This is a genomic window from Chryseobacterium pennae, from assembly GCF_003385515.1.
Taxonomy (GTDB): Bacteria; Bacteroidota; Bacteroidia; order Flavobacteriales; family Weeksellaceae; genus Chryseobacterium; species Chryseobacterium pennae.
In genome coordinates, this window is record NZ_QNVT01000002.1 from 248265 (window position 1) to 274626 (window position 26362).

At 35.8% G+C, this 26362-nt stretch carries 27 protein-coding genes and 1 pseudogene; 13 read left to right on the forward strand and 15 right to left on the reverse strand.

Going from position 1 to position 26362, the window contains the following annotated elements; genetic code table 11:
• Nucleotides 1–7 precede the first annotated feature (7 nt).
• The 11 genes from DRF65_RS03665 to DRF65_RS28775 form a co-directional block, all read right to left on the reverse strand.
• Complete coding sequence (locus tag DRF65_RS03665) at nt 8–619, reverse strand: inorganic pyrophosphatase (RefSeq protein WP_045496234.1); 612 nt, start codon at nt 617–619, stop codon at nt 8–10.
• A gap of 16 nt (nt 620–635) precedes the next feature.
• On the reverse strand, nt 636–1148 hold the full coding sequence (locus tag DRF65_RS03670) for a DUF7935 family protein (protein ID WP_115968892.1): 513 nt from the start codon (nt 1146–1148) through the stop codon (nt 636–638).
• A gap of 36 nt (nt 1149–1184) precedes the next feature.
• A complete protein-coding gene (locus tag DRF65_RS03675; protein ID WP_228438491.1) occupies nt 1185–2081 on the reverse strand; it encodes a phytanoyl-CoA dioxygenase family protein in 897 nt (298 codons plus the stop codon).
• Nucleotides 2082–2190: 109 nt separating this feature from the next.
• The gene (locus DRF65_RS03680) at nt 2191–3102 is read right to left on the reverse strand and encodes a hypothetical protein (RefSeq protein WP_115968894.1); all 912 of its coding nucleotides are present in this window, start codon (nt 3100–3102) and stop codon (nt 2191–2193) included.
• Complete coding sequence (radC, locus tag DRF65_RS03685; RefSeq protein WP_115968895.1) at nt 3099–3776, reverse strand: RadC family protein; 678 nt, start codon at nt 3774–3776, stop codon at nt 3099–3101. Before radC ends, DRF65_RS03680 begins: the two co-directional genes overlap by 4 nt.
• Before the next feature lie 21 nt (nt 3777–3797).
• Complete coding sequence (locus tag DRF65_RS03690; RefSeq protein WP_115968896.1) at nt 3798–4376, reverse strand: murein L,D-transpeptidase catalytic domain-containing protein; 579 nt, start codon at nt 4374–4376, stop codon at nt 3798–3800.
• 13 nt (nt 4377–4389) lie between these two features.
• Entirely contained in the window at nt 4390–5058 is a 669-nt protein-coding gene (locus DRF65_RS03695; RefSeq protein ID WP_115968897.1) for an ABC transporter ATP-binding protein, read from the reverse strand.
• Between the two features lie 112 nt (nt 5059–5170).
• Complete coding sequence (locus DRF65_RS03700) at nt 5171–6769, reverse strand: pyruvate dehydrogenase complex dihydrolipoamide acetyltransferase (protein WP_115968898.1); 1599 nt, start codon at nt 6767–6769, stop codon at nt 5171–5173.
• 84 nt (nt 6770–6853) lie between these two features.
• Nucleotides 6854–7855 carry a pyruvate dehydrogenase (acetyl-transferring) E1 component subunit alpha gene (gene pdhA, locus DRF65_RS03705; RefSeq protein WP_115968899.1) on the reverse strand — a complete coding sequence of 334 codons (1002 nt, stop codon included), beginning with the start codon at nt 7853–7855 and terminating at the stop codon, nt 6854–6856.
• 316 nt (nt 7856–8171) lie between these two features.
• Nucleotides 8172–8462, reverse strand: a complete 291-nt coding sequence (locus DRF65_RS03710; RefSeq protein WP_228438493.1) for an NIPSNAP family protein — start codon at nt 8460–8462, stop codon at nt 8172–8174.
• A complete protein-coding gene (locus DRF65_RS28775) occupies nt 8463–8603 on the reverse strand; it encodes a hypothetical protein (protein WP_228438495.1) in 141 nt (46 codons plus the stop codon).
• 296 nt (nt 8604–8899) lie between these two features.
• Here DRF65_RS28775 and DRF65_RS03715 point away from each other — a divergent pair, with 296 nt between their 5' ends.
• Both DRF65_RS03715 and DRF65_RS03720 read left to right on the forward strand, forming a co-directional pair.
• Entirely contained in the window at nt 8900–9502 is a 603-nt protein-coding gene (locus DRF65_RS03715) for an ABC transporter permease (RefSeq protein WP_115968900.1), read from the forward strand.
• A gap of 8 nt (nt 9503–9510) precedes the next feature.
• The gene (locus DRF65_RS03720; protein WP_115968901.1) at nt 9511–10011 is read left to right on the forward strand and encodes a BlaI/MecI/CopY family transcriptional regulator; all 501 of its coding nucleotides are present in this window, start codon (nt 9511–9513) and stop codon (nt 10009–10011) included.
• Between the two features lie 33 nt (nt 10012–10044).
• Here the strand turns inward: DRF65_RS03720 and DRF65_RS03725 are convergent, their stop codons facing one another.
• Nucleotides 10045–10410, reverse strand: coding sequence for an RNA recognition motif domain-containing protein (locus DRF65_RS03725; RefSeq protein ID WP_045496213.1), 366 nt, complete (start codon nt 10408–10410; stop codon nt 10045–10047).
• Between the two features lie 425 nt (nt 10411–10835).
• Between DRF65_RS03725 and DRF65_RS03730 the strand changes: the two are divergent.
• From DRF65_RS03730 to DRF65_RS03775, 10 genes and pseudogenes are all read left to right on the forward strand, one after another.
• Nucleotides 10836–11248: pseudogene (locus DRF65_RS03730) on the forward strand (DUF6157 family protein).
• Between the two features lie 96 nt (nt 11249–11344).
• Nucleotides 11345–11740: an acyl-CoA thioesterase gene (locus DRF65_RS03735; RefSeq protein ID WP_115968902.1), complete on the forward strand. Its 396-nt coding sequence runs from the start codon at nt 11345–11347 to the stop codon at nt 11738–11740.
• Nucleotides 11737–12297, forward strand: coding sequence for a helix-turn-helix domain-containing protein (locus tag DRF65_RS03740; protein ID WP_115968903.1), 561 nt, complete (start codon nt 11737–11739; stop codon nt 12295–12297). The genes DRF65_RS03735 and DRF65_RS03740 overlap by 4 nt, the downstream gene beginning before the upstream one ends.
• A 178-nt stretch (nt 12298–12475) precedes the next feature.
• The gene (locus DRF65_RS03745) at nt 12476–15340 is read left to right on the forward strand and encodes a heavy metal translocating P-type ATPase (RefSeq protein ID WP_115968904.1); all 2865 of its coding nucleotides are present in this window, start codon (nt 12476–12478) and stop codon (nt 15338–15340) included.
• A gap of 4 nt (nt 15341–15344) precedes the next feature.
• On the forward strand, nt 15345–16073 hold the full coding sequence (locus DRF65_RS03750) for a DUF72 domain-containing protein (protein ID WP_115968905.1): 729 nt from the start codon (nt 15345–15347) through the stop codon (nt 16071–16073).
• A 313-nt stretch (nt 16074–16386) separates the two neighbouring features.
• The gene (locus DRF65_RS03755; protein WP_115968906.1) at nt 16387–17247 is read left to right on the forward strand and encodes a polysaccharide deacetylase family protein; all 861 of its coding nucleotides are present in this window, start codon (nt 16387–16389) and stop codon (nt 17245–17247) included.
• A 124-nt stretch (nt 17248–17371) separates the two neighbouring features.
• Complete coding sequence (locus DRF65_RS03760; RefSeq protein WP_115968907.1) at nt 17372–18031, forward strand: YggS family pyridoxal phosphate-dependent enzyme; 660 nt, start codon at nt 17372–17374, stop codon at nt 18029–18031.
• A 56-nt stretch (nt 18032–18087) separates the two neighbouring features.
• Nucleotides 18088–19272: a sigma-54-dependent transcriptional regulator gene (locus tag DRF65_RS03765; protein WP_115968908.1), complete on the forward strand. Its 1185-nt coding sequence runs from the start codon at nt 18088–18090 to the stop codon at nt 19270–19272.
• A gap of 100 nt (nt 19273–19372) precedes the next feature.
• Nucleotides 19373–20746: an MATE family efflux transporter gene (locus tag DRF65_RS03770; RefSeq protein ID WP_115968909.1), complete on the forward strand. Its 1374-nt coding sequence runs from the start codon at nt 19373–19375 to the stop codon at nt 20744–20746.
• Nucleotides 20747–20814: 68 nt separating this feature from the next.
• Entirely contained in the window at nt 20815–21633 is an 819-nt protein-coding gene (locus tag DRF65_RS03775) for a GLPGLI family protein (protein ID WP_115968910.1), read from the forward strand.
• 52 nt (nt 21634–21685) lie between these two features.
• On the opposite strand, the gene DRF65_RS03780 is transcribed toward DRF65_RS03775, so the two are convergent.
• Nucleotides 21686–22186 (reverse strand): GNAT family N-acetyltransferase, encoded by a 501-nt coding sequence (locus DRF65_RS03780; RefSeq protein ID WP_115968911.1) that lies wholly within the window; start codon nt 22184–22186, stop codon nt 21686–21688.
• Between the two features lie 280 nt (nt 22187–22466).
• Complete coding sequence (locus DRF65_RS03785) at nt 22467–23027, reverse strand: Crp/Fnr family transcriptional regulator (protein ID WP_115968912.1); 561 nt, start codon at nt 23025–23027, stop codon at nt 22467–22469.
• A 75-nt stretch (nt 23028–23102) separates the two neighbouring features.
• Between DRF65_RS03785 and DRF65_RS03790 the strand changes: the two genes are divergently transcribed.
• Nucleotides 23103–23792 (forward strand): HAD family hydrolase, encoded by a 690-nt coding sequence (locus tag DRF65_RS03790; RefSeq protein ID WP_115969179.1) that lies wholly within the window; start codon nt 23103–23105, stop codon nt 23790–23792.
• A 70-nt stretch (nt 23793–23862) separates the two neighbouring features.
• Here DRF65_RS03790 and DRF65_RS03795 read toward each other — a convergent pair whose 3' ends face one another.
• A complete protein-coding gene (locus DRF65_RS03795) occupies nt 23863–26265 on the reverse strand; it encodes an alpha/beta hydrolase family protein (RefSeq protein ID WP_115968913.1) in 2403 nt (800 codons plus the stop codon).
• Between the last annotated feature and the right edge of the window lie 97 nt (nt 26266–26362).

Here is a 26362-nt window from a genome sequence, read left to right on the forward strand (position 1 = left end):
GAGAATCTTATCCTCCGAATTTATCTGCATAGTCTGTTTGAGAAGCTTTGATTACTTTTCTAGCATGCTCAGCACCGTAAACCTCCTGAATTCTGCATTTTGCAGGCTCGTCCGGCAGGTTTTTATAGGTTAGGAAATAGTGCATCAATCTTTTTACTTCTGCTTCCGGTAACTCAGTAATATCTCTGAAGTGTCCGAAAGCATGGTCATTGATCATTACAGCAACAATTTTATCATCAGCTTCACCACCGTCAATCATTTTAAAACCACCGATTGGAATAGCTTCCATCAATAAACCTCCAGCGTGGATATTGTGAGAACTTAAAACACAAATATCAAGCGGATCATGATCTCCCATTGTTACATCAGTAGCCCCTGCTTCTACAGCAAGTCTCATCACTTCTTTATCACAATATGTTCTTGGAACAAAACCATACAAAGCCGGGATGATGTTAGAGAATTTCTGAGGCCTGTCTACTTTTAAATATCCTGTTTCTTTATCTACTTCATACTTAATAGTATCTGAAGGAACAATTTCCACAAATACGTTTACAACATTTGGCGCATCTTCTCCTGCAGAAATTCCATGCCATGGATGTGCTTTAAAATTTGGAATCATTATTTATCTGTTATTTTTAAGTTATTATTAAAATTTCTTTTCTTAAATCTTCTATTGTTTCAGCAACATAATCATTGCTTTCCATATAATTCATGATGAAAATGGTTTTGAACTCATCCAGTTTCACTTCACCCTTCAACCCATCATAAGTCTTATGAAGAAGGTCAATAATGGCGTTTTTAGAGTCTACAATATTCTTCCATGAATTCTTTGTTACATAAAGCTGTTGGGAGGAATTGTACTCAAACTCTTCGTTGATCGCTTTTTCGGTAAGGAAAATAAACTCATGAACCGCCAATCCTCTATCAAATCGCTGAATCAGGTTGGAAGGCTTTATTCTATCCAGAAACAAAGTCATTCTCTCATAAGAATGGGCTTTATTCTCTGAATTCGACTTCACGGTAAGTAATTTGAGTTCCTGGTTTTTAAGGGTAATATACGAGTGTACAAATTGTCTCAGCAAAACCAGAAAAGGAATTGCAATAATTAATGCAAATGCATACGGTAGGTATCCTGAAAGACTCGTCATAATTTTAGGATGCAAAATTACTAATATTTTCTGATATTACAGTTCAAATAATGCGGGTCTTTGTGTAACTTCATGGTAGCATACACTGTTTTCGTCAAAAAAGTGATATACCAGGCTTTTCCGGGTTCTGTTTTTATCAGTATGTGGCTCTCCCCCGTGAAGAATATTAGCATGCCAGATCAGCATATCTCCTTTTTTCGCCCTGAAAATTTCTTTTTTCAAACCCAATTCTTTGACTTTATTTTCAAGAAATTCTTCATATGCCTTATAGCTTTTCTTCCCTATTTTTAAAGCAGTCCCTTCATTATCATAGTCAGAGTTCAGGAAATAAGGCAGTTTATGGCTTCCCGGAATATAATGCAATGCGCCATTGGTTTCATCTACATCTTCTAATGCAATCCATACTCCTAAAAGTCCTCCCAAAGGAAATGTTGTCATGTGAATACTGTCGGAATGGGTCTTCTGCTGGCTTCCGTTAATAAAATTGATACTTTGAAACAATTTAGCCTTACCATCAAGCAAAACAGATAGAAATTCAAGGAAATTTTTATCGCTTCCGATATTTCTGAGAATTTCCGAATGGTGAATCGCAAACATCAGTTTTCCACCGTAACGAAATTTTAAGGTTCCGTCTTTCATCAGCTTTTCAATCTCAAGATTGATATTTTCTGCTGTTTCCGGGGTAATAAAGTTTCTCAGGATCATGTAGCCGTTATCATCATAATGAAGAGCACTTTCTTTATTTTCTTCTGATAGTTTTTTAAAAAAGGCAGTAGAAGAAAGCTTTTCTTCAGTAATACTTCTTTCTGTCTGCGGAAGGTGTGAAAAATCTTTACTTGAAATGCTCGAAAAATAGCTTTTGCTGATCCCGTATTTTTTATATAATGGAATATTATGCTTTAATTTACTTTTTTTAAAGAAATTATAAAGCATATAGGATAATTTATAATTACGAATTTGTTGTAACATGACGGTTATATAACTGTTATAAAGGTACGGAATAATACTACATTAGAACCAATCTAAACAATGCTTTTTATCATTAAAAAATCCTTCCTTTTAAAAATAAAGATCCTAATTTTTTAAAAAGGTCTTTTTTGGAACGCTCAATAATGGCATAAGGTTTCAACTCCGGGCGGAATCCTCTGAAAAACTCTTCTATATTTGGAATATCTCCCCCTTCAAAATCAAAGATATGGGTTGCAATGGTTTCTTTAATCATCCGGTCAATCAGAACAGAAGCTCCGGATAGCTTTACATATTCTTTATCACTGAAATTCCCTAAAAGTGCCACCATACCACAGTCTGAATAAGTAGCAATAACATTGATGATTTTCCCTTGATAATAGAAAGCTAGAAACTTCAGATATTTCAGACTGTAGAAAGTTTCATAGATATCCATAAATCCGGCTAGATCACTTTCTTTACTCAATCCTATAATATTGGATTCTATAAAAGGTTTCACTTCACCATAAGAAACGCTTCTCAATTCCGAATGATCACAAACTTCCTGATCCAGCCTCAGTTTTCTCTTCCTTTTGGGTGAATATCTTGCATAAACATCCTCATAGGCATCAGGATAAATCAAAAAATTTTTCTTTATTCTGAACGGTGTACGAAGCTCATTGCCATCATTAAAAGGATATGCTCTTATCAGATAGTGACTTTCCAGATAATCTAAAAATTTCTCATTAAGATTCACATCATCCTTTTCGGAAAAAACTCCTAACTGTTGACAAAGCTTAGGATTATGAACTATTTTGACACCATATTTCCTCACAAAAGGAACGGGCATTACTGCTTCATAATCGTTATATACAAGTATTTCCCACTGTTTCGGTGCAGTGGTATCCAAAAAGTCTTTTGCAGCAGAGTATTTTCTTTGTTCAGAACGGTCTAAACACTGAGAATATTTCACAAAATCAATTTCATTGTATTTCAATCTTCTAATCATAATAATCCTGCGTCTGAAAAGCTAAAATAGGAATTCTGTGTAATGATAATATGGTCTAAAAGCTGGATGCTTAATACTTTTCCCGCTTCTTTTATTTTTTGTGTAATGTTAATATCTTCTTTGCTTGGTTTAAGGCTTCCTGAAGGATGGTTATGGGCAATAATCACTCCTGTTGAAAAATGTTCAAGGGCTGTTTTAAACAGCACCCTCACGTCTACAATAGACTGACTGATTCCTCCCTGGGTAAGCTGCGAAATATGTATCACCTTATTGCTGTTATTCAGAAAAATGGCCCAAAATTCTTCAGTTCTTAAATCTGATAACTGGTTTTTTAGAATTGCATAAGCATCATGACTGTTACCGATAATTGATTTTTCAGGAATTTCCTGTCCGGCTCTTCTTCTTCCGATTTCAAGCGCTGTAATAATAGAAATAGCTTTTGCTTCTCCTATGCCTTTGAATTTCATCAGATCCTGAACAGAAAGTAAGCTTAGCTGATGCCAGTTATTATTGACGGATGCTAAAATTTTCCTTGACAGTTCCAAAACGCTCTCTTCCCTATTTCCGCTTCCCATAATAATGGCTAAAAGTTCAGAATCGGAAAGTGCACTCTTACCTTTTTGCAAGAATTTTTCCCGGGGTCTGTCGTCTTCTGCCAAAAATTTCAAGGACATAGAATTAAGATAAATTATAGGTTAATAGAAAGTGTATAAGATAATAGGTTTCTCTGATTTGTCAATATATTTTGCTGTTTCTTTAAAAGCATTGATTGAAAGCATTGGGCATCCCAGGCTCAAAGTGGCAGGTTTTTCCGATTCTACATCAGAAACACTACTAAAGGAATGCAAGACAATAGCTCTCAGCATCGCATTATCATTGGTAGGATCCAGTCCTTTTAAGCGGTAAGCTTTTCCAAATTGTCCAACATAGCTTCCTCCAACTGCATATTTCCCAAGGGAAGACTGATAAGACCCCTCAACATTACTGAATTTCAAAGCATTTGATCCCGAAATTACTGAACCGGAGCCATGAGCAACAATTGCTTTTTGTACTATTTTATTATTTTTCAGGTCGTAAATGAAGTAACGGTATTTTCCGGATGGAATTTTAAAGTTAATAAAAATGGCCAGATCCTGATTGTAGGCTTTATCTTTAATAAAAGTTTTAATTTCTGAAATTCTGGATTGGGGTATACCCAATACTTCTACCTGCTGAGATTCAGCTTTTGAGCAGGAAACTAAAAGTATAAAAAGAAAAATAAAGTGTTTCATCATATGTGTAAGAAGGCTATTCTATAATCATTCCATCTTTCATAACGAGCTTACGGTCGGTAATTTCAGCCAGATTCGGGTTGTGGGTTACAATCACAAAGGTTTGATTATACTTATCTCTAAGGTCAAAAAACAGCCTGTGAAGGTCATCCGCATTTTTTGAGTCCAGGTTTCCCGTAGGTTCATCAGCAAAGATAATTTTTGGTGAATTGATTAAAGCTCTTGCTACAGCTACCCTTTGTGCTTCTCCACCGGAAAGCTGATTGGGTTTATGATTCAGTCGTTGTTCAATTTTAAGATCCTCAAATAGGGCATATGCCTTCTCCATGGCCTCTCTTTCATTAGCTCCCGCAATTCTGGTAGGAAGCAAAACATTTTCCAAAGCAGTAAACTCAGGAAGCAGCTGATGAAACTGAAATACAAAACCGATATTCTGGTTTCTGAATTTTGATAACTGTTTGTCATTCATATTGATAAATGATTCTCCTGCAATCTCAATTTCAGTATCATATTTCCCGGATTGAGTAGGATGATCTAAAGTTCCCAAAATCTGCAGTAATGTTGACTTACCTGCACCGGATTCTCCTACAATAGAAACCACTTCCCCTACTTTGATGTGAATATCAACTCCTTTCAGTACTTCTAAATTCCCATAAGATTTATGGATATTTCTCGCTTTAATCATGAGTCAAAAATAGTAACATATTGTTGATTTTACAACAAATTGTCATAACATTATTTGTATTAAAACAAAAAACCTCCCAAATTGGGAGGTTTTATTATTTTCATTCTAGAAATTACAGTAACAAAGTTAATGGATTTTCTAAATATGTTCTTAAAGTTTGTAAGAATTGAGCGCCTGTAGCTCCATCTACCACTCTATGGTCACATGCTAATGAAAGCTTCATTGTGTTACCCACTACAATCTGACCATCCTTAACGATTGGTTTCTCAATGATTGCTCCTACTGAAAGGATTGCAGAGTTTGGTTGGTTGATGATACTTGTAAACGTTTCAATTCCGAACATTCCAAGGTTAGAGATAGAGAATGTAGATCCTTCCATTTCATTAGCCTTAAGACCTTTGCTCTTAGCTCTTGAAGCCATATCTTTTACAGATGCAGAGATCTGAGTGTAAGACATCTGGTCAGTATTCTTCAATACAGGAACTACCAGTCCGTCAGGAATAGCTACAGCCACTCCAACGTTAATATTTCCTCTGTGAATGATCTTATCACCTGCCCAGCTTGAATTTACCTGAGGGTGCTTTCTTAAAGCAATAGCTGTTGCTTTAATGATCATATCGTTGAATGAAATCTTCGTATCTGGAATAGAATTGATCTCTTTTCTAGCTTCGATCGCTTTATCCATGTTGATTTCAACCATAAGATAATAGTGCGGAGCAGAGAACTTACTTTCAGAAAGACGTTTTGCAATAATATTTCTTACCTGTGAGTTTTGAGTCTCTGTATCTTCTCCCTGTACGAAGTTTACCGCAACCTGAGCAGCAGCGCTTGCAGCCGGAGCTGAAGCAGCTGGTTTTGCAGCTGGCTGATAGTTTTCAATATCTTTTTTAACGATTCTTCCATTTTCACCTGAGCCTTGAACAGCATTGATATCAACTCCTTTATCCTGAGCCATTTTCTTAGCCAATGGAGAAATTGCCACTCTGTCAGAAGATGAAGTGTTAGCAGCCGGAGCAGCTTTTTCTTCGGTTTTAGCTTCTGCTTTCTGTTCAGCTGGTTTCTCTGATGCCGGAGCTGCTGCTTTAGGAGCTCCTACTGCTGAAACATCTGTTCCTGCAGGGCCAATAATTGCCAATACTGTGTCAACCGGAGAAGCACCACCTTCTTCCACACCTTGCTTCAATAGTACACCATTGAACTCAGATTCGAAATCCTGTACTGCTTTATCTGTTTCGATTTCAGCAAGAAGATCACCTTCTTTTACTGTATCGCCAACATTTTTGTGCCATTTAGCAACCTTCCCTTCTGTCATTGTATCAGAAAGTCTAGGCATTGTAATCACTTCTACTCCTGCCGGAACTTCTGCGGAAGCAGTTTCCACAGCTTCTGCTTTAGGCTGTTCTTCTGATTTTGTTTCTTCAGCACCTGCAGCCGGAGCAGCAGCTCCACCTGTTAATCCTGAAATATCTTCTCCTTCATTACCAATAATTGCTAAAACTGAATCTACAGCAGCTGTGGCACCTTCTTCTACACCAATGTATAAAAGGGTTCCTTCTATTTCAGATTCGAAATCCTGAACTGCTTTATCAGTTTCAATTTCAGCTAAAATATCTCCTTCCTTTACTTTATCTCCTACTTTTTTATGCCATTTCGCCACCTTACCTTCCGTCATAGTATCGGAAAGGCGGGGCATCGTAATTACTTCTGCCATAATCTATATTGATTTGAGATTCGAGATTTGAGATTTGAGATTTCAGAAATTTCAAACTTCAAATTTCAAATTAATTTTTATTTTTTAGTTTTCTAATTTGTCTAAGAATGGATAATCTTCCTGAGCATACACATACTCATAAATTTTCTCAACATCCGGATATGGAGAATTTTCCATGAATTCGATGCACTCTTCAACAAAGTCTCTTGACTTGTTATCCATAACTTCCAATTCAGCTTCTGTAGCCCATCCGTTTTCAAGAATTCTGTGTTTCACCAATTCGATTGGGTCATCATTCTTGTGAACAGCTACTTCTTCTTTAGATCTATAAGGCTCAGCGTCAGACATAGAGTGTCCTCTGTAACGGTAAGTTCTTGCTTCGATAAACGTTGGTCCGTCTCCTCTTCTTGCTCTTTCGATAGCTTCGTAAGCAGCTTCCGCTACTTTTACAGGATCCATTGCATCTACAGCAAGACAAGGCATTTCGTATCCTAATCCTAATTTATAGATATCTTCGTGGTTGGCTGTTCTTTTTACAGAAGTTCCCATGGCGTATTGGTTGTTTTCTACCACAAATACTACAGGAAGTTTCCAGTTCATTGCCATGTTGAATGTTTCATGTAATGAACCTTGTCTTGCAGCACCATCTCCGAAGAAACAGATATTTACAGCTTTTCTGTCAAAATATTTATCTGCAAAAGCAATACCTGCTCCCAAAGGAATTTGTCCTCCAACAATACCATGACCTCCGTAGAAACGGTGCTCTTTACTGAAAATGTGCATAGATCCACCCATACCTCCGGATGTCCCTGTAGCTTTACCACAAAGTTCAGCCATGATTCTCTTAGGATCTACTCCCATCGCCATTGGATGAATGTGACATCTGTAAGCAGTAATCATACTGTCTTTAGTAAGGTCCATTGCATGTGTAAATCCGGCAGGGATTGCTTCCTGACCATTATACAAATGTAAAAATCCTCTGATCTTTTGTTTTAGGTAAAGAGAACGGCATTTGTCTTCAAACCTTCTCCACATTGTCATATCTTCATACCACTTCAGGTATACCTCTTTAGAAAATTCTTTCATGTGTTAGCTCTTGCTTTTTTATGATGAAATAGTTGAGCAAAATTATGAAAAAAACTTTGTTTTTATTGTATGCATAAGTAACTTTTCCTTTTTTCTCTAAAATCTATTTGCAGGCGGAACAGATTATTCTTAATTTTCGACCCTTAGAACCCCCCATAAAACAGCAATTTGTCTGTTATTTTCTTATTGCAATACATAAGAAATCAGCCTGTCAGTATAGTCTTCCGGGCATCATAAATGAAACAGACTATCAAAAAACCACTTGATTTTATTCCCTTCCTCTTTCCTCTTTAATTATTGTTAACATATCTTTTGGTTATTTCAACAGCTTCTTTTCCGGTGAAAAATCTGTAAGCTTCAGTGTTCTGTCTTCAATATTATTGACGAAATCACCATGTAGTTTTGCGGTCTGAACCTTAATCTCTTTCCATTCTTTATCTGCCATAAAACCCTGCCATGCTATTTCCATTGTGTTTTCATCCTTCCATTCCAGCAGATAGACAAACTCTTTTTTTTCTTCAGACTCTGACTCCCAGATTGACACAATATTGAATCCATACTTTTTCATAATTCTCAAGGCATGATCTCTGAACCGGTCTAAAAACACCTATCTGTTTTCTTTTGGAATTTCATAAATTCTCAACTGGTGAACAGGAAGTTGTGAGGGCGAAGAATCTGTTGAAGAATAAGTTTGTTCGAAAACAAATCCACCAAGAACAAATATGAATAATGTAAATAGTTGTTTCATTATATATAAGTATTGATATTAGTTTATTAATCCTTTGTATCAGCCTTTATTATATCTGATATTTCAAAAAATATTCAATGAAAAATCATTCCTTTTATCTTCAAAAACAGAAGTGATTAAAATTAAATATTTCCGGAAATAAAGCGGATTATTTTCAAAAAAAAACAAAAAGACATTCTGCATAGTAAGAAGCATAGTACTTATCTGCATTTTCAGTATCTCAAAAACGTTATCATCATCCGGTCTTCGTTTGTTTTTTGGGCTTATAATCTTATATTTGGTCTTTAAACTTAAATATGGAAGAAAAAAAGTCTTCGCTTCTCCACAAAATCTCAAAGGTTATCTCAGATTTCTTCAATCCACTGGTTTCTCTGATTATCTTTTTTGTGTATATGAGCACCAGGGAGTATACTTTTAAGGAATCTCTGCTTTATTTTCTGCCTATATTATTAATGATTATTGCTCCAGTTGTTATCTGGCTGATATGGAATGTGAAAACCGGAAGATACACCAATATGGATGTTTCTAACCGGGTACAGCGAAAAACACTGTATGTATTTATTGCTGCCTGTGTTGTTGTTTACCTTATTTTCCATTATATCAGAAACGGGTATATTGATCTGGTAATGCTTTTTATTTTAGTCCTGCTTTTTGCCCTTCAGATCAGCAATTTTTTCATTAAAAGTTCGATGCACACTGCATTTAATATATTTGTAGCTGCATTATTTTTCACCTTAGACTGGAAAATGGGTCTTGTATGGTTAGGGATCGCCAGCCTGGTGGGACTCACCAGAATTATTTTAAAAAGGCATACGGTAAAAGAAGTATTTATGGGAGCTGGAATAGCTTTTATGGTATCTTTTATTTATCTTTATTGCAATATACAATTTCAACATTAGAAGAATATATGAAAATCAATCATCTTACTGCCGCAGAAGAAAACTTTATGAAGCTGTTTTGGACAATGGAATCTTTCTATCTGAAGGACGTTATGGAGCAGCACCCGGAACCCAAACCACACCAAAATACGGTTTCCACATATTTGAAAATATTGGTTGAAAAGGGCTATTTATCTACTGTAAAAGAAGGGAGAATCTTCAAGTATACGGTACTTGTTCCGTCTGAGGAATACAGGAAGTTTTTATTAAAAGAACTTACACACAATTTTTTCAATGATTCAGGAAAGGAAATCCTTGAGTTTTTGTTCAGTGAGAAGCTGCTTACACAGACCGATCTTAAGGGCTATTTTGATCTTAAAATTGAAATCAAACCTGCGAAAGTTGAAGAACCAAAGTTTGAGGTTGCTGACGAGATACTAAATCCGAAGAAAGAAAAAGACAAAAAGGCAAAAATCAGCAAAGAAAAAGATAAGGATAAAGAAAAGAAGAAGAAGAAAAAGAAACCATAAAAAAAGCGGCTTAAAAAAGCCGCTTCATATTTTTTACCAACGATTTCCGCCGCCGTTACCACCACGGTTTCCACCGCCGTAGCCACCGCCACCATTTCCACGGTTGTTACCACCGTAACCTCCACCTCTGTTGTTATCGAAGCTTCTTCTTGGCTTCTCTTCTCTTGGCTTAGCTTCAGATACGTTTAATGTTTTTCCGTTGAATTCTTTTTGATTAAGAGCTTCAATAGCCTGCTGTCCTTCTTCATCACCCATCTCGATGAAACCAAAACCTCTAGAACGGCCAGTTTCTCTGTCTGTTACAATTTTAGCTGATGATACATCACCAAATTCTGCAAATAGATCGTGCAACTCATACTCTTTAGTTGCGTAATTGATGTTTGAAACAAAAATGTTCATTTTAAAATAAATTAAAAAATTAATAAAAATTTGGTATATAAAAGAAAAGCAACATAAATTAATGAACAAATATTGATTCCAAATATAAACGTATGCAAGATACAATTAAAAACGTTAAATCAAAGCTTTTTTTATCTCTTTCTCACATTGGTTTGAATTTAATGTTTAATTTCACTAAAAATTAAACATTAAAAAACTGATTATCAGTAAATCAAACCTAAAACACATTAAAAAGTTAAAGTTAGTTAACATAATAAAATTCTTTTAGTATTATTATATATAAGGTGTAATTGTTTGGAATAATCACACCCCACGTAAGACTCATTGGCTGCCGACAACCTATATTTTAGAATACAAACAGATATTAGTATATTTATAATCCCTTTTTAACATTACATTCATGAAGCCTTTAATGGGATTTTATTATGAAACAACATAGCACCAATTACACGAATACTTTCATAGAAGTTGCCGAAGACTGCCCCGTCTCCCATGCACAGGTTCCCCCTGATAAGAAAGAAAAAACTCTGGCGAACCTTCAATATGAAAAGATCAGTAAACATCCTTATCAATATTCATCAGATGATATTATTTTTGATGGCTATGCCTTTAAAAATGATATTTCAGAAAATGAAAAACAGAAAGTAAGAGAGCAGTTCTTTCCAAAGGTCAAGCCTGCCTCCGCTCTTCTCCCCTCGCCAAAAGATATGGATTCGGGTTTCATCATAATAAGGAAGGGAAAGTAGCAATATTCCCCGTAGAAAGTAAAGAATACCAAAAATTCTTAACCGATCCCGACATCGCAAAAACGAAAGCAATGCGCTCCAAAAGAAAATAATTGAGAAAATGAATAATTCTCTTCAGATTCATAAATGCAATTCTTTTGACAACACCAGCTTTTAACACTAAATTTGTACAGTAAATTATTAAGAATATGAACTACCATACAAGAAAATGGGTAAAACCCGAAGATTTAAATCCTAATCATTCACTATTCGGAGGAAGACTATTACAATGGATTGATGAAGAAGCAGCATTATATGCAATCATCCAGCTTGAAAACACTAAAGTAGTAACTAAATTTATTTCTGAGATCAACTTTGTAAGTTCCGCAAAACAGGGAGACATTATAGAAATTGGTATTGAAGCCAATCACTTTGGATCCTCCTCTATTACTTTAAGATGTGATGTCCGTAATAAAATGACCCATCAGACAATCATTACCGTAGATAAAATCGTCATGGTTAATCTGGACAGTGACGGAAACCCAGCTCCTCATGGCAAAACCAAGATTGAGTTTGTAAAAGACAGGTTAAACAGCGAACTATGAAGATATTCATAAAGAATATGGTCTGCAGCAGATGTATTTCCGCTGTAGAAACCATCTTCAATAATGCAAATGTAAACACAAGTTCTGTTATCTTGGGAGAAGTAGAAACAGAGTCGGATGTTTCTGCAACGATCATGCGGTCCATTGAAGAAAAACTGCTTGAAACCGGTTTTGAAAGAATCATGGATTCTGCCCATCAACTTATTGAGAAAATTAAAAATCTTATTATTGTAAAAGTCAGTGACCTTGACATTGATGAGGATTTTCTTCTTTCTGAATTTTTAAGTTCAAAACTTCATAAAGATTACAGTTCCCTTTCAAAAACATTCTCCCAGAATGAAAACATCACACTGGAACAGTTTTTTATTCTTCAAAAAATAGAAAAGGTAAAGGAACTTCTTTTATATAATGAATTTAATCTTACGGAAATTGCAGGAAAATTGGGCTATAAAAGTGTTCAGCATCTTTCTACCCAATTCCGTAACGTTACCGGATTCACACCTACTGAGTTTAAAAAATTAAAAGATCATCATAGAAAACCCCTCGATACTCTTTAATTGAGTTGGAGAGTATTTGAGTATGAGTCTCAGAATATTTGATATTATAATAATGTATCAATTCCCTGCTCCTCTAATACTCTCCCACTCTCAAACCTAAATTCTATAACTATTATCCTTAAATTTATAACAGTCTTAGATTTTCATTTTGGAAATTTGTAGTATAAATTTAAGAATCATGGACCAACAGTATAAAATACTCGGAATGACCTGTTCCGGTTGCCAGAAAAAGATCTCTAACCAACTGAACAGTATTGAAGGCGTTACCGCCAATGTAAATCTGGAAAACAACACGGCTACGATCACTTCTGATCACGCAATTGCCCTTTCAGTTTTAAACGATTCCCTGACAGAAATAGGAAAGTACAGACTTGAAGACCCAAACAATCCTGAAAAAGCTTTTGTAAAACCTCAGGATCGTGTATCCCCATCTTCAGTATATTACTGCCCTATGGAATGTGAAGGGGATAAAGTATATTTCAAACAGGGAGAAAGATGTCCTGACTGTAATATGTATCTGGTTCCGATTGAAGAAAAACTTGCAAAAGATCCTAATCATAAGCCCACTTACTCATCTACCCATCTTCCTGAAAGCTTTAAAAACAGTATTGGCAAATACTATTGTCCGATGTTCTGCGAAGGAGATAAAGTATATGATGAAAAAGGAGACTGCCCTGTATGTCATATGCGTTTAGAGGAAATCTCCGATGACATGGCTAAAAACGCAGTTTCACACCACAATCATTCACATTCACATTCACATTCACATTCACATAATCACAACCATCATGAAGCCCCTAAGGTCACTGATGAAATGGCAGGAAGATACTACTGTCCGATGTACTGTGAAGGAGACAAAACCTATGATTCCAACGTGGGATGCCCTGTTTGCGGAATGGACCTGGTAAAATACCCGGAGAAGAAAACCGCAAAATACACTTGTCCGATGCATCCTGAAATCATCAGTGATGAACCGGGAAGCTGCTCAATTTGTGGAATGGATCTGGTAAGAATGCCCAATACCGGAGAAGATGATGAAGATGAAACATACAACATTCTGAAAAGAAAATTTCTGATTTCACTGGCATTCACCATTCCTGTTTTCATTCTCTCTATGGGTGGAATGTTTATAGACTTTCCGTTTTCACATCAGGTACAGGGATTCATTGAGCTTGCCTTAACACTTCCTGTGATGTTTTATTCCGGCTGGTTTCTGCTAAAAAGAGGCTGGGTTTCCTTCAAAACATGGAATCTGAATATGTTTAGCTTAATTGCACTGGGTGTGGCTGCTGCCTTTATTTTCAGCATTGCGGCATTAGCTTTCCCTGACATTATCCCTCATGAAATTCGTGGACACAATCATGAAATCCCACTGTATTTTGAAGCAGTCTGCGTGATTCTTACCCTTGTTATTCTTGGACAGCTGATGGAAGCTGCTGCACATAAAAAAACAGGAAATGCCATCAAGGAATTGATGAACCTTTCACCAGATGAAGCGAATCTTATCGTGAATGGCGAAGAAAAAAAAGTATTGCTTTCTCAGGTGAAAATCGGAGATCTTTTAAAGGTAAAACCGGGTGAAAAAATTCCGGTTGACGGAAAAATTACAGAAGGAAACTCTATCATAGACGAAAGTATGATTACAGGTGAGCCTGTTCCCGTTGAAAAAACCGTTGATGACAAAGTTTCTTCAGGAACAATTAACGGAAATCAGGTATTCATCATGAAAGCCGAAAAAGTAGGTGATGAAACATTGCTTTCACAAATCATTAAAATGGTGAATGAAGCCAGCCGAAGCAGAGCACCTATCCAAAAACTGACAGATAAAGTATCAAAGGTTTTTGTTCCTGTAGTAATCCTTATTGCTGTTCTTACTTTTGTTTTATGGCAGTTCTTTGGCCCGGAAGGGAAAAGAAGTTTATTCGCTTTTGTGAATGCTGTAGCAGTTCTAATTGTAGCATGTCCCTGTGCTTTAGGGCTGGCTACCCCAATGTCCTTGATGGTAGGCATCGGAAAAGGAGCTAAAAACGGTATTCTGATCAAAAACGCAGAAGCTCTTGAACAAATGAATAAGGTAAACGTTCTGATCACCGACAAAACGGGAACTTTAACGGAAGGAAAACCTTCTGTAGAGCATATAGAGACAGTAAATAACGAAGATAAAAATCATATTTTAAAACTTGCCTTTTCACTGAATCAAAATTCGGAACACCCACTTTCAAACGCTGTTATCAGGAAAGCAAAGGATGAAAATGTATCCGCTGAAAAAGTAGATCAGTTTGAAAACATTTCAGGAAAAGGGGTAAAAGGAAACGTCAATGGGAAAACAGCCTATCTTGGAAATGAAAATCTATTAATCTCCCATCAGATCCAGATTCCAGCAACATTAAAGCAGAAAGCTACAGAAGTACAGTCAAAAGCACATACTATTTCTTATATTGCTCAGGATCAGAAAGTATTAGGATTCATCAGCTTTACGGATAAAATTAAAGCAAGTTCAAAAAAAGCAATAGATAGATTAATGAGCGAAGGTGTTGACATTATTATGATGACCGGAGATAATGAACATACCGCCAAAGCTGTTGCTGAAGAATTAGGAATCAAACATTTTAAAGCCAATTGCCTTCCTGAAGATAAGCTGAATGAAGTAAAAAAATTACAGCAACAAGGTAAAGTTGTAGCGATGACCGGTGATGGAATCAACGACTCCCCTGCCCTTGCCCAGTCGGATATAGGAATTGCTATGGGAACCGGTACCGACGTTGCTATTGAAAGCGCTGAAATCACCTTATTAAAAGGAGATATTTTAGGAGTGGCAAAAGCAAAATTATTAAGCGAAAAACTTCTTAAAAATATTAAAGAGAATCTGTTCTTTGCCTTTATTTATAATGTTTTGGGAATTCCGGTTGCGGCAGGATTATTGTATCCATTTTTTGGAATCCTCTTATCACCGATGATTGCAGCAGCAGCAATGAGCGTAAGTTCATTATCCGTGATTTTAAATTCATTAAGATTAAATTCGGTGGATCTGGATATAAAATAACAGCATGAAAAAAGAAAATCTTTACATAGGATGCTCAGGGTTTTATAATAATGACTGGAAAGGGTCTTTATATCCTGAGAATACCCCTGGTAAAGATTTTCTTTCCTTATATACCAGAACTTTTAATGCCGTAGAGATCAATTCTACATTCTATAGAATACCCACTGCCAAGACACTCTTAAAATGGCATAACGAAACACACGGATCGTTCAGGTTTTTTATTAAAATTCCTAAAACAATTACCCATCAAAAACGTCTTGCAGATTCAAAAGACGAGATCACCGTCTTCTGCAGACATATTCATGAACATCTTCAACAAAAACTTTCCGGCTTCCTGTATCAGTTTCCACCCTCTTTTAAACATACTCAGGAAAATATAGATTTGATCATTAACAATATTGACAATCGATTTTTAAATGTTATTGAGTTTCGTCACGAATCCTGGTGGAAGAAGGAGATTTTTGATCTTTTAAAAAGCAATAATATTGTATTCTCAGGAGTAAGTTTCCCCGGAAATCTTCCTGAGGACATTATCATTAATCATTCTGAGGTAATATACTATAGACTTCATGGAAAACCAGTTCTCTACAAATCTGCTTATACCGAAGGTTTTCTTAATCATCTTGCAGAAAGTACAGCAAATACCCAACAGACTGTATTTATATTCTTTAACAATACATGGGGAACTGCTGCCATTGAAAATGCTTTGTACCTGAAAAGCATTTTAAAATGAATATTATACTGTCAAAATCATTCTCATAATATGTCTTACGTTTGTTAAAATAAAATAATTCCCAACTAAAGGAAGAATATTATTACTTCAACATAAATAGAAAAAGACTATCGCTTTAGCATTTATAAATGTTAAGAATTGTAGAAAATAAAACCATTATACAACAATCAGTAATTTAACGGAAATCACCTTTAAAATAAAGTTCTTAAAATAACCTTAAAAAGGAAAATTACCGAGAAATATGGCATATAATTTGTTAACATTCTACCGTTATTTTTAACGATTTTTAACAATTTAAATTTCCATTACCTTTATGAGAAAAATTTTTGCGGGAAAGTCAAAAAACAGGACTTTTCTCGGGATGTTTGCATTGATGAGTGCAACTTCAGTAGTATTAAACAGCTGTAATTTTAAAAGCGACGTGAACGACACTATGAGTTCACTGGAACATCCTACCGCAAAAACAGTTCCCACGATGGACGATGAAAACGTAGATCCGGATAAAAGAGTGATCTACCTTACCTTCGACGATGGCCCCAATCAGGGAACAGAAAATCTTTTAAAGATCCTTGATAAAAGAAATGTATGTGCCACAGCTTTTTTAGTGGGAAGACACGCCTATGGAAGCACGAAACAAAAAAATGACTTTAACCTTTTAAAGGAAAATCCTAGGATTGAGCTGGCCAATCACAGTTTTACCCATGCCCATAACAAATACAGTGATTTTTATAAGAATGCTGATGCCGTGGTTCATGATTTTGATATTGCCAAAGACAGTCTGAAACTTCATGATAAAATAGCAAGAACTCCGGGAAGAAATATCTGGAGACTGAACAATATTAATGTAACGGATATTAAAAGCTCCACTGCAGCTGCAGATGGTCTTAAAAGAGCAGGCTATAAAGTCATTGGCTGGGATCTTGAATGGAGACCTTCTCAAAAAATGACCTTAAAAGGAAGCCATGAAGCCATGCTGAAAAAAGTAGACAGCATCTTTCTGAACGATCTTGAAAAAACATCAAGACATCTGGTTTTCCTTACTCATGACCAATACCTTAGAGACACTGATTCTATCAATGAGCTGGATCTGTTTATTGAGAAACTACAGAAAAGCAACAAGTTTGTTTTCAGAAAGATCTCTCAGTATCCGAAGATCAATGAGATCCTGAATTAATTCAGGCATTAAAGTGAAGCCAAAAAATTCATGAAAAGCAGATACCTATAGGAAAACATCTGTTTTTCCACCACTTTCAACTTAAAGCTTTGAACCTTGAACTAAATTTCGGAAATTTGCATGTATGAGTATTAAGGAAAATTATAAAGCAATACAAGGTCAGCTTACATCAGATGTTCAACTGGTTGCCGTTTCAAAAACGCATCCGGTTGCTTCTATTCAGGAGGTGTATGATCTTGGGCAAAGAGTTTTTGGAGAAAACAAAGTTCAGGAACTGATGGAAAAGGCTCCTCTCATGCCTGAAGATATCCAATGGCATCTGATCGGGCATCTACAAACCAATAAGGTAAAGTATATTGCTCCGTTTATAGATACCATCCAAAGTGTGGATTCAGAAAAATTATTGACTGAAATCAATAAGGAAGCTGGTAAAAACAATAGAAGCATTAAAGTTTTGCTTCAGGTAAAAATTGCTGCAGAGGAAAGTAAATTTGGGCTTGAAATTTCTGAAGCCAAAGCTCTTTTCCAACAGTATATTGATGGAAATTATCCACATATTGCAATTACCGGTTTGATGGGAATGGCTACCTTTACGGATAATGAGTCCCAGATCAGAAAAGAATTTTTAACTCTAAAAGTGCTTTTTGATGAATTAAATCAACTGAAATCTTTAAAAACCTTATCAATGGGAATGAGTGATGATTTCCCTGTGGCTATTGAATGTGGAGCTAACTCTGTGAGAGTGGGATCTGCAATTTTTGGAAGAAGAGACTATTCTCAATAGAATATTTAGGTATGGTTTTTGCTAATAATTGAAACAAAAAATTTAAATTTGCAACTATGCAAAAAATCCTTATAGTAGAAGACGAAAAAGCAATCTCAGGTGTACTTCACAGTATTCTTTCTGATGAACTTACAGATTATGAATTTGTTATTGCCGAAGACGGCCTTGAAGGTTACAAACAGGTAGAAAAAGAAGATTTCGCGTTGGTGATTTCTGATATCAAAATGCCTAAACTTTCAGGAACCGAGCTTTTGAAGCAGAGCCTGTTATTAAAGCCTGAAACTACTTTTATCATGATTTCAGGTCACGCAGACATTGATTCTGCCGTTTCCTGCCTGAAAGAAGGTGCATACGACTTTATCTCTAAGCCAATTGATATCAACAGGCTTATTACGAGTGTAAAGAATGCTTTAGTAAAAGAAACCCTGAAGAAAGAAAACAAAAACCTTCAGACTGAAAATAAAACGCTAAAGAGAAAAGTAAATAAAAAATACCAGATGATCGGAAATTCTCCTGCTTTGCAGAAGATTCAGGATATGATCGAAAAGGTAGCTGTTTCTGATGCCAGAGTTCTGATTACAGGACCTAACGGTGCAGGAAAAGAATTGGTAGCTCATGCTATTCACAATCAAAGTGAGCGTGCAAGAGGACCAATGATTGAGGTAAACTGCGCGGCCATCCCATCTGAACTTATTGAATCTGAACTTTTCGGACACGTAAAAGGTTCTTTTACAGGTGCAATTAAAGATAAGCAGGGAAAATTTGAACAGGCTAACGGAGGAACTATTTTCCTTGATGAGATCGGAGACATGAGCCTTATCGCTCAGGCTAAGGTATTAAGAGCACTTCAGGAAAGTAAAGTATCTCCTGTGGGAAGCGATAAAGAAATAAAAGTTGATGTAAGAGTAATTGCAGCAACGAATAAAAATATGCAGAAAGAGATCGAAGAAGGAAAATTCAGAGAAGACCTTTACCACAGACTTTCTGTAATTGAAATCTATGTTCCGCCATTGGATGACAGAAAAGACGATATCAAATTGCTGGTTGAGCATTTCTCCGGTATGATTGCTGATGAACATGGTACTGCTATGAAAAAGTTTGAAGATAAAGCTATTGATGCTTTAAAAGCTCTTTCGTGGACTGGAAATATCAGGGAGTTAAGGAATGTTGTGGAAAGATTGATTATTCTTGGTGGAAATACTGTTTCTGAAAGTGACGTTGCAAGTTTTGTAAGGAAATAATAAAGCTATTATTACAATATTATAAAAATTTGCAGTACACTACTGCAAATTTTTTTTTTGGACTATTTTGAATGATAAACTATATGAATCTTAAAATATTATGAAATTTTTAAACAAAAACCACACAAAAGAATGCCTGACTTTGGCTCTACCTGTAATGCTTACCCAGGTAGGGCAAGTTTCAGTGAATTTATTTGACAATATTATTGTTGGAAAACTTTTAGGCGCTGATGCATTAGCGTCCGTTTCATTAGGTAATGCAGTGTTCTTCTCTATATTTGTATTGGCTCTTGGATTTTCATTTGCGATACCACCATTGGTTTCGGAAGCACATTCAAAGGAGGATCATGCTACTATTAATTCTGTTTTTAGTCATGGTTTTATCATCAATATGGCTGTGGGTGTTATTCTTATGTTGGTATTATTCGCAGTAATGCCACTACTCTATCATTCCGGGCAGCCAGAGAAGATCATTCCTGATACGATAGGCTTTTTAAGTATTATGGTGGTCAGTATGATACCTATTATGGCTTTTCAGACACTTCGTGAGGTTTCAGAAGGCTTATCTTATACAATTGGAGTTACCAAGGCTACCATTATTGCTAACATCATCAATATTGTTCTAAACTACGTTTTTATCAAAGGACTTTGGGGAATTCCGCCAATGGGAGTACAAGGTTCTGCTTTAGCAACTTTAATCTCTAGAATCTTCATGGTAGTTTTCCTTTATTTTGTATTGTTGAAGGAAAAGAGAACGAGACGTTATATCAAGGATTTTTCATTAAAAATCCAAAGTTTCTCAAAAGCGATGTTTGATAAAATGGTAAGACTGGGACTGCCTACCGCATTACAGATGTTTTTCGAAGTAACAGCTTTTGCAGGAGCAGCATTTATCTGCGGATTAATTTCGGCACACGATATTGCCTCTCACCAGATTGCTTTGAGTATGGCTTCATTCACCTTCAACCTTTGTGTTGGATTCAGTGTAGCTTCTACCGTAATGATCGGAAGAAAACTGGGTGAACAAAACTTTGTGGAACTCAGAAAAGTAGGGATCAATAATTTAAAGATCGCTTTTATTTTCATGTGCATCTGTGGATTGGTCTTCATTCTTGGAAGAAATATACTGCCTACTTTCTTTACGAAAAAAGAAGAAGTAGAAGTGATCACCCTGGCTTCAAAGCTGATGATCATTGCAGCTTTATTCCAGCTTTCTGATGGAATCCAGGTAACAGCTTTAGGAATGCTGAGAGGGTTACAGGATGTGAAAATCCCATCAATCTACACCTTTATTGCCTATTGGGTGATTACCATTCCACTGGGATATTTCTTCTGCGTAACATTGGAAATGGGAGCTTTCGGAATGTGGATCGCTCTAGGATTGGGATTAACGATTTCAGCCGTATTCCTTGTTAAACGGTTCTTAAATATGTCAGCAAAGAGAATCAAACAAAATATTGAGGTTAAAGCATAATAATAAAAAAACGCAGAGATAAAAACTCTGCGTTTTTTTATTATTTTTGACGACATTAATTAATAAGCATGAAAAAAACACTGATCATCTTCGCTCTGTATGCAGGTGCTCTATATCAATCTCAAACGAACAGATTCACTTACGAACTTCGATACCGAAACGATTCTTCCCAGGAATACATCACCAACCTGATGAATCTGGATGTAAGCCCCAGATCTGTTAAATTTTATGATAAAAGTTTTGCCGACTATGATGTAAAAAATAAAGAAAACAACCAATCAATATCGCATTACAGTACAAGAACAGACCAGGTAATTGAAAGAAAACCTGAATCTTTCAAAAATAATTGGTACAGAGATTTTTTTGACTATTTTGTGGTAAAAACAAATGATGAAATGAAATGGCAGGTCATCCCTGAAACCAAAGAATACAATGGTTATAAACTTCAAAAAGCTACCACAGAATTTGGAGGCAGAAGCTGGATTGCATGGTTTTCTAATGAGATCAACATCAAAGAAGGCCCCTATAAATTCAGAGGACTTCCCGGTCTCATCTTTATGCTGGAAGATCTAGATCAGAATTTTGTGTATAAGCTTATCAACAATGAAAAACTAAGTTCAGATTATGATACTCAGGATTTCGTAGAAACCCATTATGGAAAACAGGCTATTCCTATCACCAATGAGAAGTTCAATAAGTATATCGAAGATATTTATCAAAACCCTACAAGGATGTTTTCGGAAGGAATAAAGAACGGGCAAAAATCAACCTTTAAGAATGAAACGATAGAATCTATTGAAGCTCTTAACAGTAAAAAAGAAATGCTTCAGAAAGGAATCAAAGGCCGATATATTTATATTGAAAAAGATAAGCAGCCTGTCTTCTGAGACTCAATGTAATACTAATCATAAAAGCGATCCTAACAAGGTCGCTTTTTATTTAAATCCTTTTCCCCAATATTACAAGGCTTCTTTCTATTCCATCCAGAACGGCTACATTAGGAAGGCTTCCCCAATCTTCAAATCCAAAGTACCTGAACAGCTTTAAACTCGGTTCATTATGAAGAAAAATAAGTGCAACCAGGTTATTCACCCCGAATTTTCCTGCATTATCTATACAATATTGAAGAATCGTTTTGCCATACCCTTTTCCTCTGCAGCTCTCATCCAGATAAATACTCACTTCCACAGTACCACTGTAGGCCGACCTTTCATGGAACGAACTGAAACTCACCCAGCCTATCATTTGACCATCTGCATCTTCTACAACCCAAAGTGGTCTTGTTTCAGTATTATGCTCACTGAACCATTGTACTTTACTTTCTACAGAAACTTCTTCAACGTCTGCAGTCACCATTCTTGAAGCAATTGTTGAGTTGTAAATCGCTACAATTTTATTTAAATCGGCCAATTCTGCATTTCTGAATTTTAAATTCCCCATTGGTATTGTATTCAATTTTATTATACAAAAATAATAAATTTTAAAAACACCCCCTATTTAATTGAATAGTTTATTTAAATTCAATTAATAAAAATCATCCAACCCCTATAAAAACTATAAGCTGACGTACTTAAAATCCGTTTAAAAATTCCATAGGGACTTAGAATATTGTAATAGAAAAAATAAGTTGAACGTATTTTTCTTGCTGAGAATCTTTGATTCTCTTGCTTCTTAAATAGATATAAAGTTGGTTTAAAATCTTTACGCTTACCAACAACTATTATTTCAAATCTTTCAAAATTCTGTTCAGGCTTCGCACTGTGATTCCTAAATATGCAGCCATATCTTCTTTGGAAATCTGAATATTCTGTTTAGACTGCATTTTAAGCAACTGCGTCAATGTGTGTTCTACAGTATAAAGCTGCTGATATGAAGCTCTGCTGGAAGTATTGATAATACGTTCTGCAAAGGAATTCAATAATAGGTTATTTAAAATAAGATCTTTTTGAATCAGCTCATTAAAATATGACAGGCTGATCGTATATACCACAACTTCCGTTAATGCTTCAATACCGCATAGACAAGGGATATTTTTAATCAGTTCCACTTCCCCCATGATTTCACCACTTCCCAGAAATTCAACAATGTATTCTTTTCCATTTTCTTCTTCAAAGTAGCATTTCGTAATTCCTTCTTTAATCAGCATTACTTTAGAAACAGAGTGATCCTGGATTAATAATTTCTGACCTATGAAGAATGATTCCAGAACTATATTTTCTCCGGATTGTTTTTGATAAAGTGTTTCCAGATGGCTTAAAAAAGATTGATTTGTTCGTAACATAGGTCTTCGGGACAATTGTCCTTTGCTGATTTATTTTTTATACAGAAATTTGAACCAGAAATTTACAAAACAAAAATGAATAATCATATTACAACAATAGCTTTCGATGCGGATGATACACTTTGGATCAATGAGCCTTATTTTCAGGAAGCTGAAAAAGAATTCTGTATACTGCTTGAAGACTATCTTCCTCAGCATTCTGTCTCTCAGGAATTGTTTAAAACAGAGATGAAAAATCTCCATCTATATGGTTATGGAGTCAAAGGATTTATGCTGTGTATGGTTGAAACTATCGGACGAGTTTCTGACAATACAGCTCCTCTCCGACTGGTCAACAAAGCTATTGAATTGGGACAGGAGCTTCTTCAGAAACCGATTGAGCTTTTAGATGGAGTAACAGAAACCCTGGAAAGTCTAAAGGGAAAATACAGGCTGGTTGTTGCCACCAAAGGAGACCTGCTGGATCAGGAACGCAAGCTTAAAAATTCAGGATTACAGGAGTATTTCCACCATATTGAGATCATGAGTGATAAAAAGGAAAATGATTACAAAAAATTACTGAAGCATCTTGACTGCCAGCCGGAAAATTTCCTGATGCTCGGAAATTCAATTAAGTCTGATATTCTGCCCGTATTGGAAATCGGAGGATCAGCAGCTCATATTCCTTACCATGTGACCTGGAGCCATGAACAATATGATCTAAACCTTGAACATGACCGTTTTATAGAATTAAAAAATATTGATGAGATCTTAGAATTTCTTTAATCCTCCAATTTACTTTCATTGTCATTCTGTAAAAATAAAGGCTGTCCCATTTCTGAGACAGCCTTTAATATTATTTTTTCAGACATTTTTCAAGGAACTGATCCTGTTCCCATAAAACGTGAAATATATTCTCTTTAGCCTGATATCCGTGTGATTCTTTCGGAAGAAGAACCATTCTTACTGATGCTCCAAGGTTTTTCAAAGCCTGGAAATACCTTTCCGTCTGCAATGTAAAAGTTCCCGGATTGTTATCTGCATCACCATGAATCAGAAGCAATGGGGTTTTCATTTTATCTGCGTTCATAAACGGAGACATGGTATTATAGATCTCCGGAACATCCCAATAGTTTCTTTGCTCAGTTTGGAATCCAAATGGAGTCAGCGTTCTGTTGTAAGCACCACTTCTTGCAATTCCACATGCAAAAAGATTAGAGTGTGTCAATAAGTTAGCCGTCATAAATGCCCCATATGAGTGACCTCCAACAGCAACTTTCTTTTTATCTATATACCCTAACTGATCTACTGCATTAATCGCAGCATCAGCATCAGCTACCAATTGCGTAATAAAAGTATCATTGGGTTCTGTTTTTCCTTCTCCGATGATCGGGAATGCAGCATTATCTAAAACAGCATATCCTTTAGTCACCCAGTACACGAAAGAGCCATAATAAGGGAAAGTAAAGTCATTATCATTCTGAGTACTCTGCCCTGCTGTATTCTTATCCTTAAATTCTCTTGGATAAGCCCAGATCAATAAAGGTAATTTTTCTTTCTTCGCCTTTCTGTCATAGTTTGCCGGCAGATAAAGGGTTCCCGTTAATGTAACACCATCATTTCTTTTGTAAGTAATTACTTCTTTGTGAACATCTTTGATACTTTCAAAAGGATTGGTAAAATGAGTTACCGCTTCAGCTTTGCTAGATTTGATATTCTTTTTGAAAAAGTTCGGATATTGGCTTGAAGATTCCTGCGTTGTTAAGATTTCTCCTTTTGACGGATTTAAAATATCTACAATATTTTCTTTAGCGCCTTTAAGATTAGAAGTGTATAACCTTTTCTTTTTCAATGATTTAACATCCATCTCATCAATAAACGGATGCTGACCTTCTTTGGTAAATCCTTCTCCTATCAGAAAAGCTTTACCTCCTTTCATATCAACAACGGATCTACCGTATTGGTTTTTCACTGTATTGAATTTTCCCGGATCGCTGTAAACGTCCTGAGAATTTCTGTCATCAATTATCTTTGATTCACCATTGTTAAGATCAACCAGGAATGTTTTGGTATTTCTTGTATCATACCATTCTTCAGATACTAAGGCATAGTGGTCATTCGTCCAGTCTACATCCTCAAATCTCTGTTTGATTTTGAAGAATGATTTAGGAGCAGCTGTAAATGGCGCATCCCAGGTAAAAATTTCATCTCTGTATTCTGAAGTTTTATATTGATCTCCACCATCAAGAGCTTCTGTAAAGACTAATGTAGCCGGAGCATCATTTCTCCAGGACATTTCTCTCTTTCCTGTTCTTACTGATGAAAAGCCTTTAGGCATAATTTCATTCAGAGGAATTTCATTGACAACTTTTACTGTATTTCCTTTTGTATCAGATACCGTTGTGGTCATAGGAAATCTGTTCAGTGGAACAATATAAGAAAATGGCTTTTTAATGACTGAAGACAACAGGTAATTTCCATCAGGAGAAAAACTTAATCCTGTATACATATCCTGGTCCATTACCTTTTTAAGGTTTCCGTTCAGATCTACATTGAATACTTCAGAAGTTACTAATGTCTCAAAGTTCTTTTCATCCTGCGGATTCTTTAAAAGATCCTGGTATGTTCTGTTTTGGGATACTTTTCCATCTGCTGTAGAGACAATGGGTCCTGTGGGAAGATCTTTTCCTGAATCAATCAAAGCAGGTCTGTTTTGAGGCAGCGTTCTGATTAGTAAACTTTGGGAATCATTATACCAAAGATATGGAGTTCCTAAATTGGCATTCAGAATGTCTCCTGTAATCTTTTTGGCTGTAGCTGTTTCCATATCTACAATCCACAACTCTACTCCCTTATTCGTTGTATTGGTAAAAGTGAGTTTTTTTTCGTCCGGTGAAAACTGTACATAGGCAATTTTGGCACCTGCAGGCAGATTCTTCACCTGAACCTCATTTTTATCACTGAACTTTCTTACTTTAAGATTGTTGAAATAAGTAACAGTGCTTGCTATATTGGTAACCGGGTTGATCCTTAATCCACCCAGCTTCATTTCCTGCTGATTAAGATCATCCAACGTTTTATAAGTTGGACGGTAAGTAAACACCACCCAATCTTTTTTATTGTTCATTAAAACTGATGGTGGTCTTTCATAATCTGCCAGTTTTAAAATTTCGGCAGAGGGTTTCTGATAAGTAATATTCTCCTGGGCATCATAAAAATTGAGAAATGCCAGAAGGCAGATTGTCAGTTTTATCTTCATATAGATTCATTTTCTACGAATGTAGTGATTTTTGAGATAAATCTGGTATAAAAAACCATCTATAAACCCTAATAATAAAGAGATTTATAAAAATAAC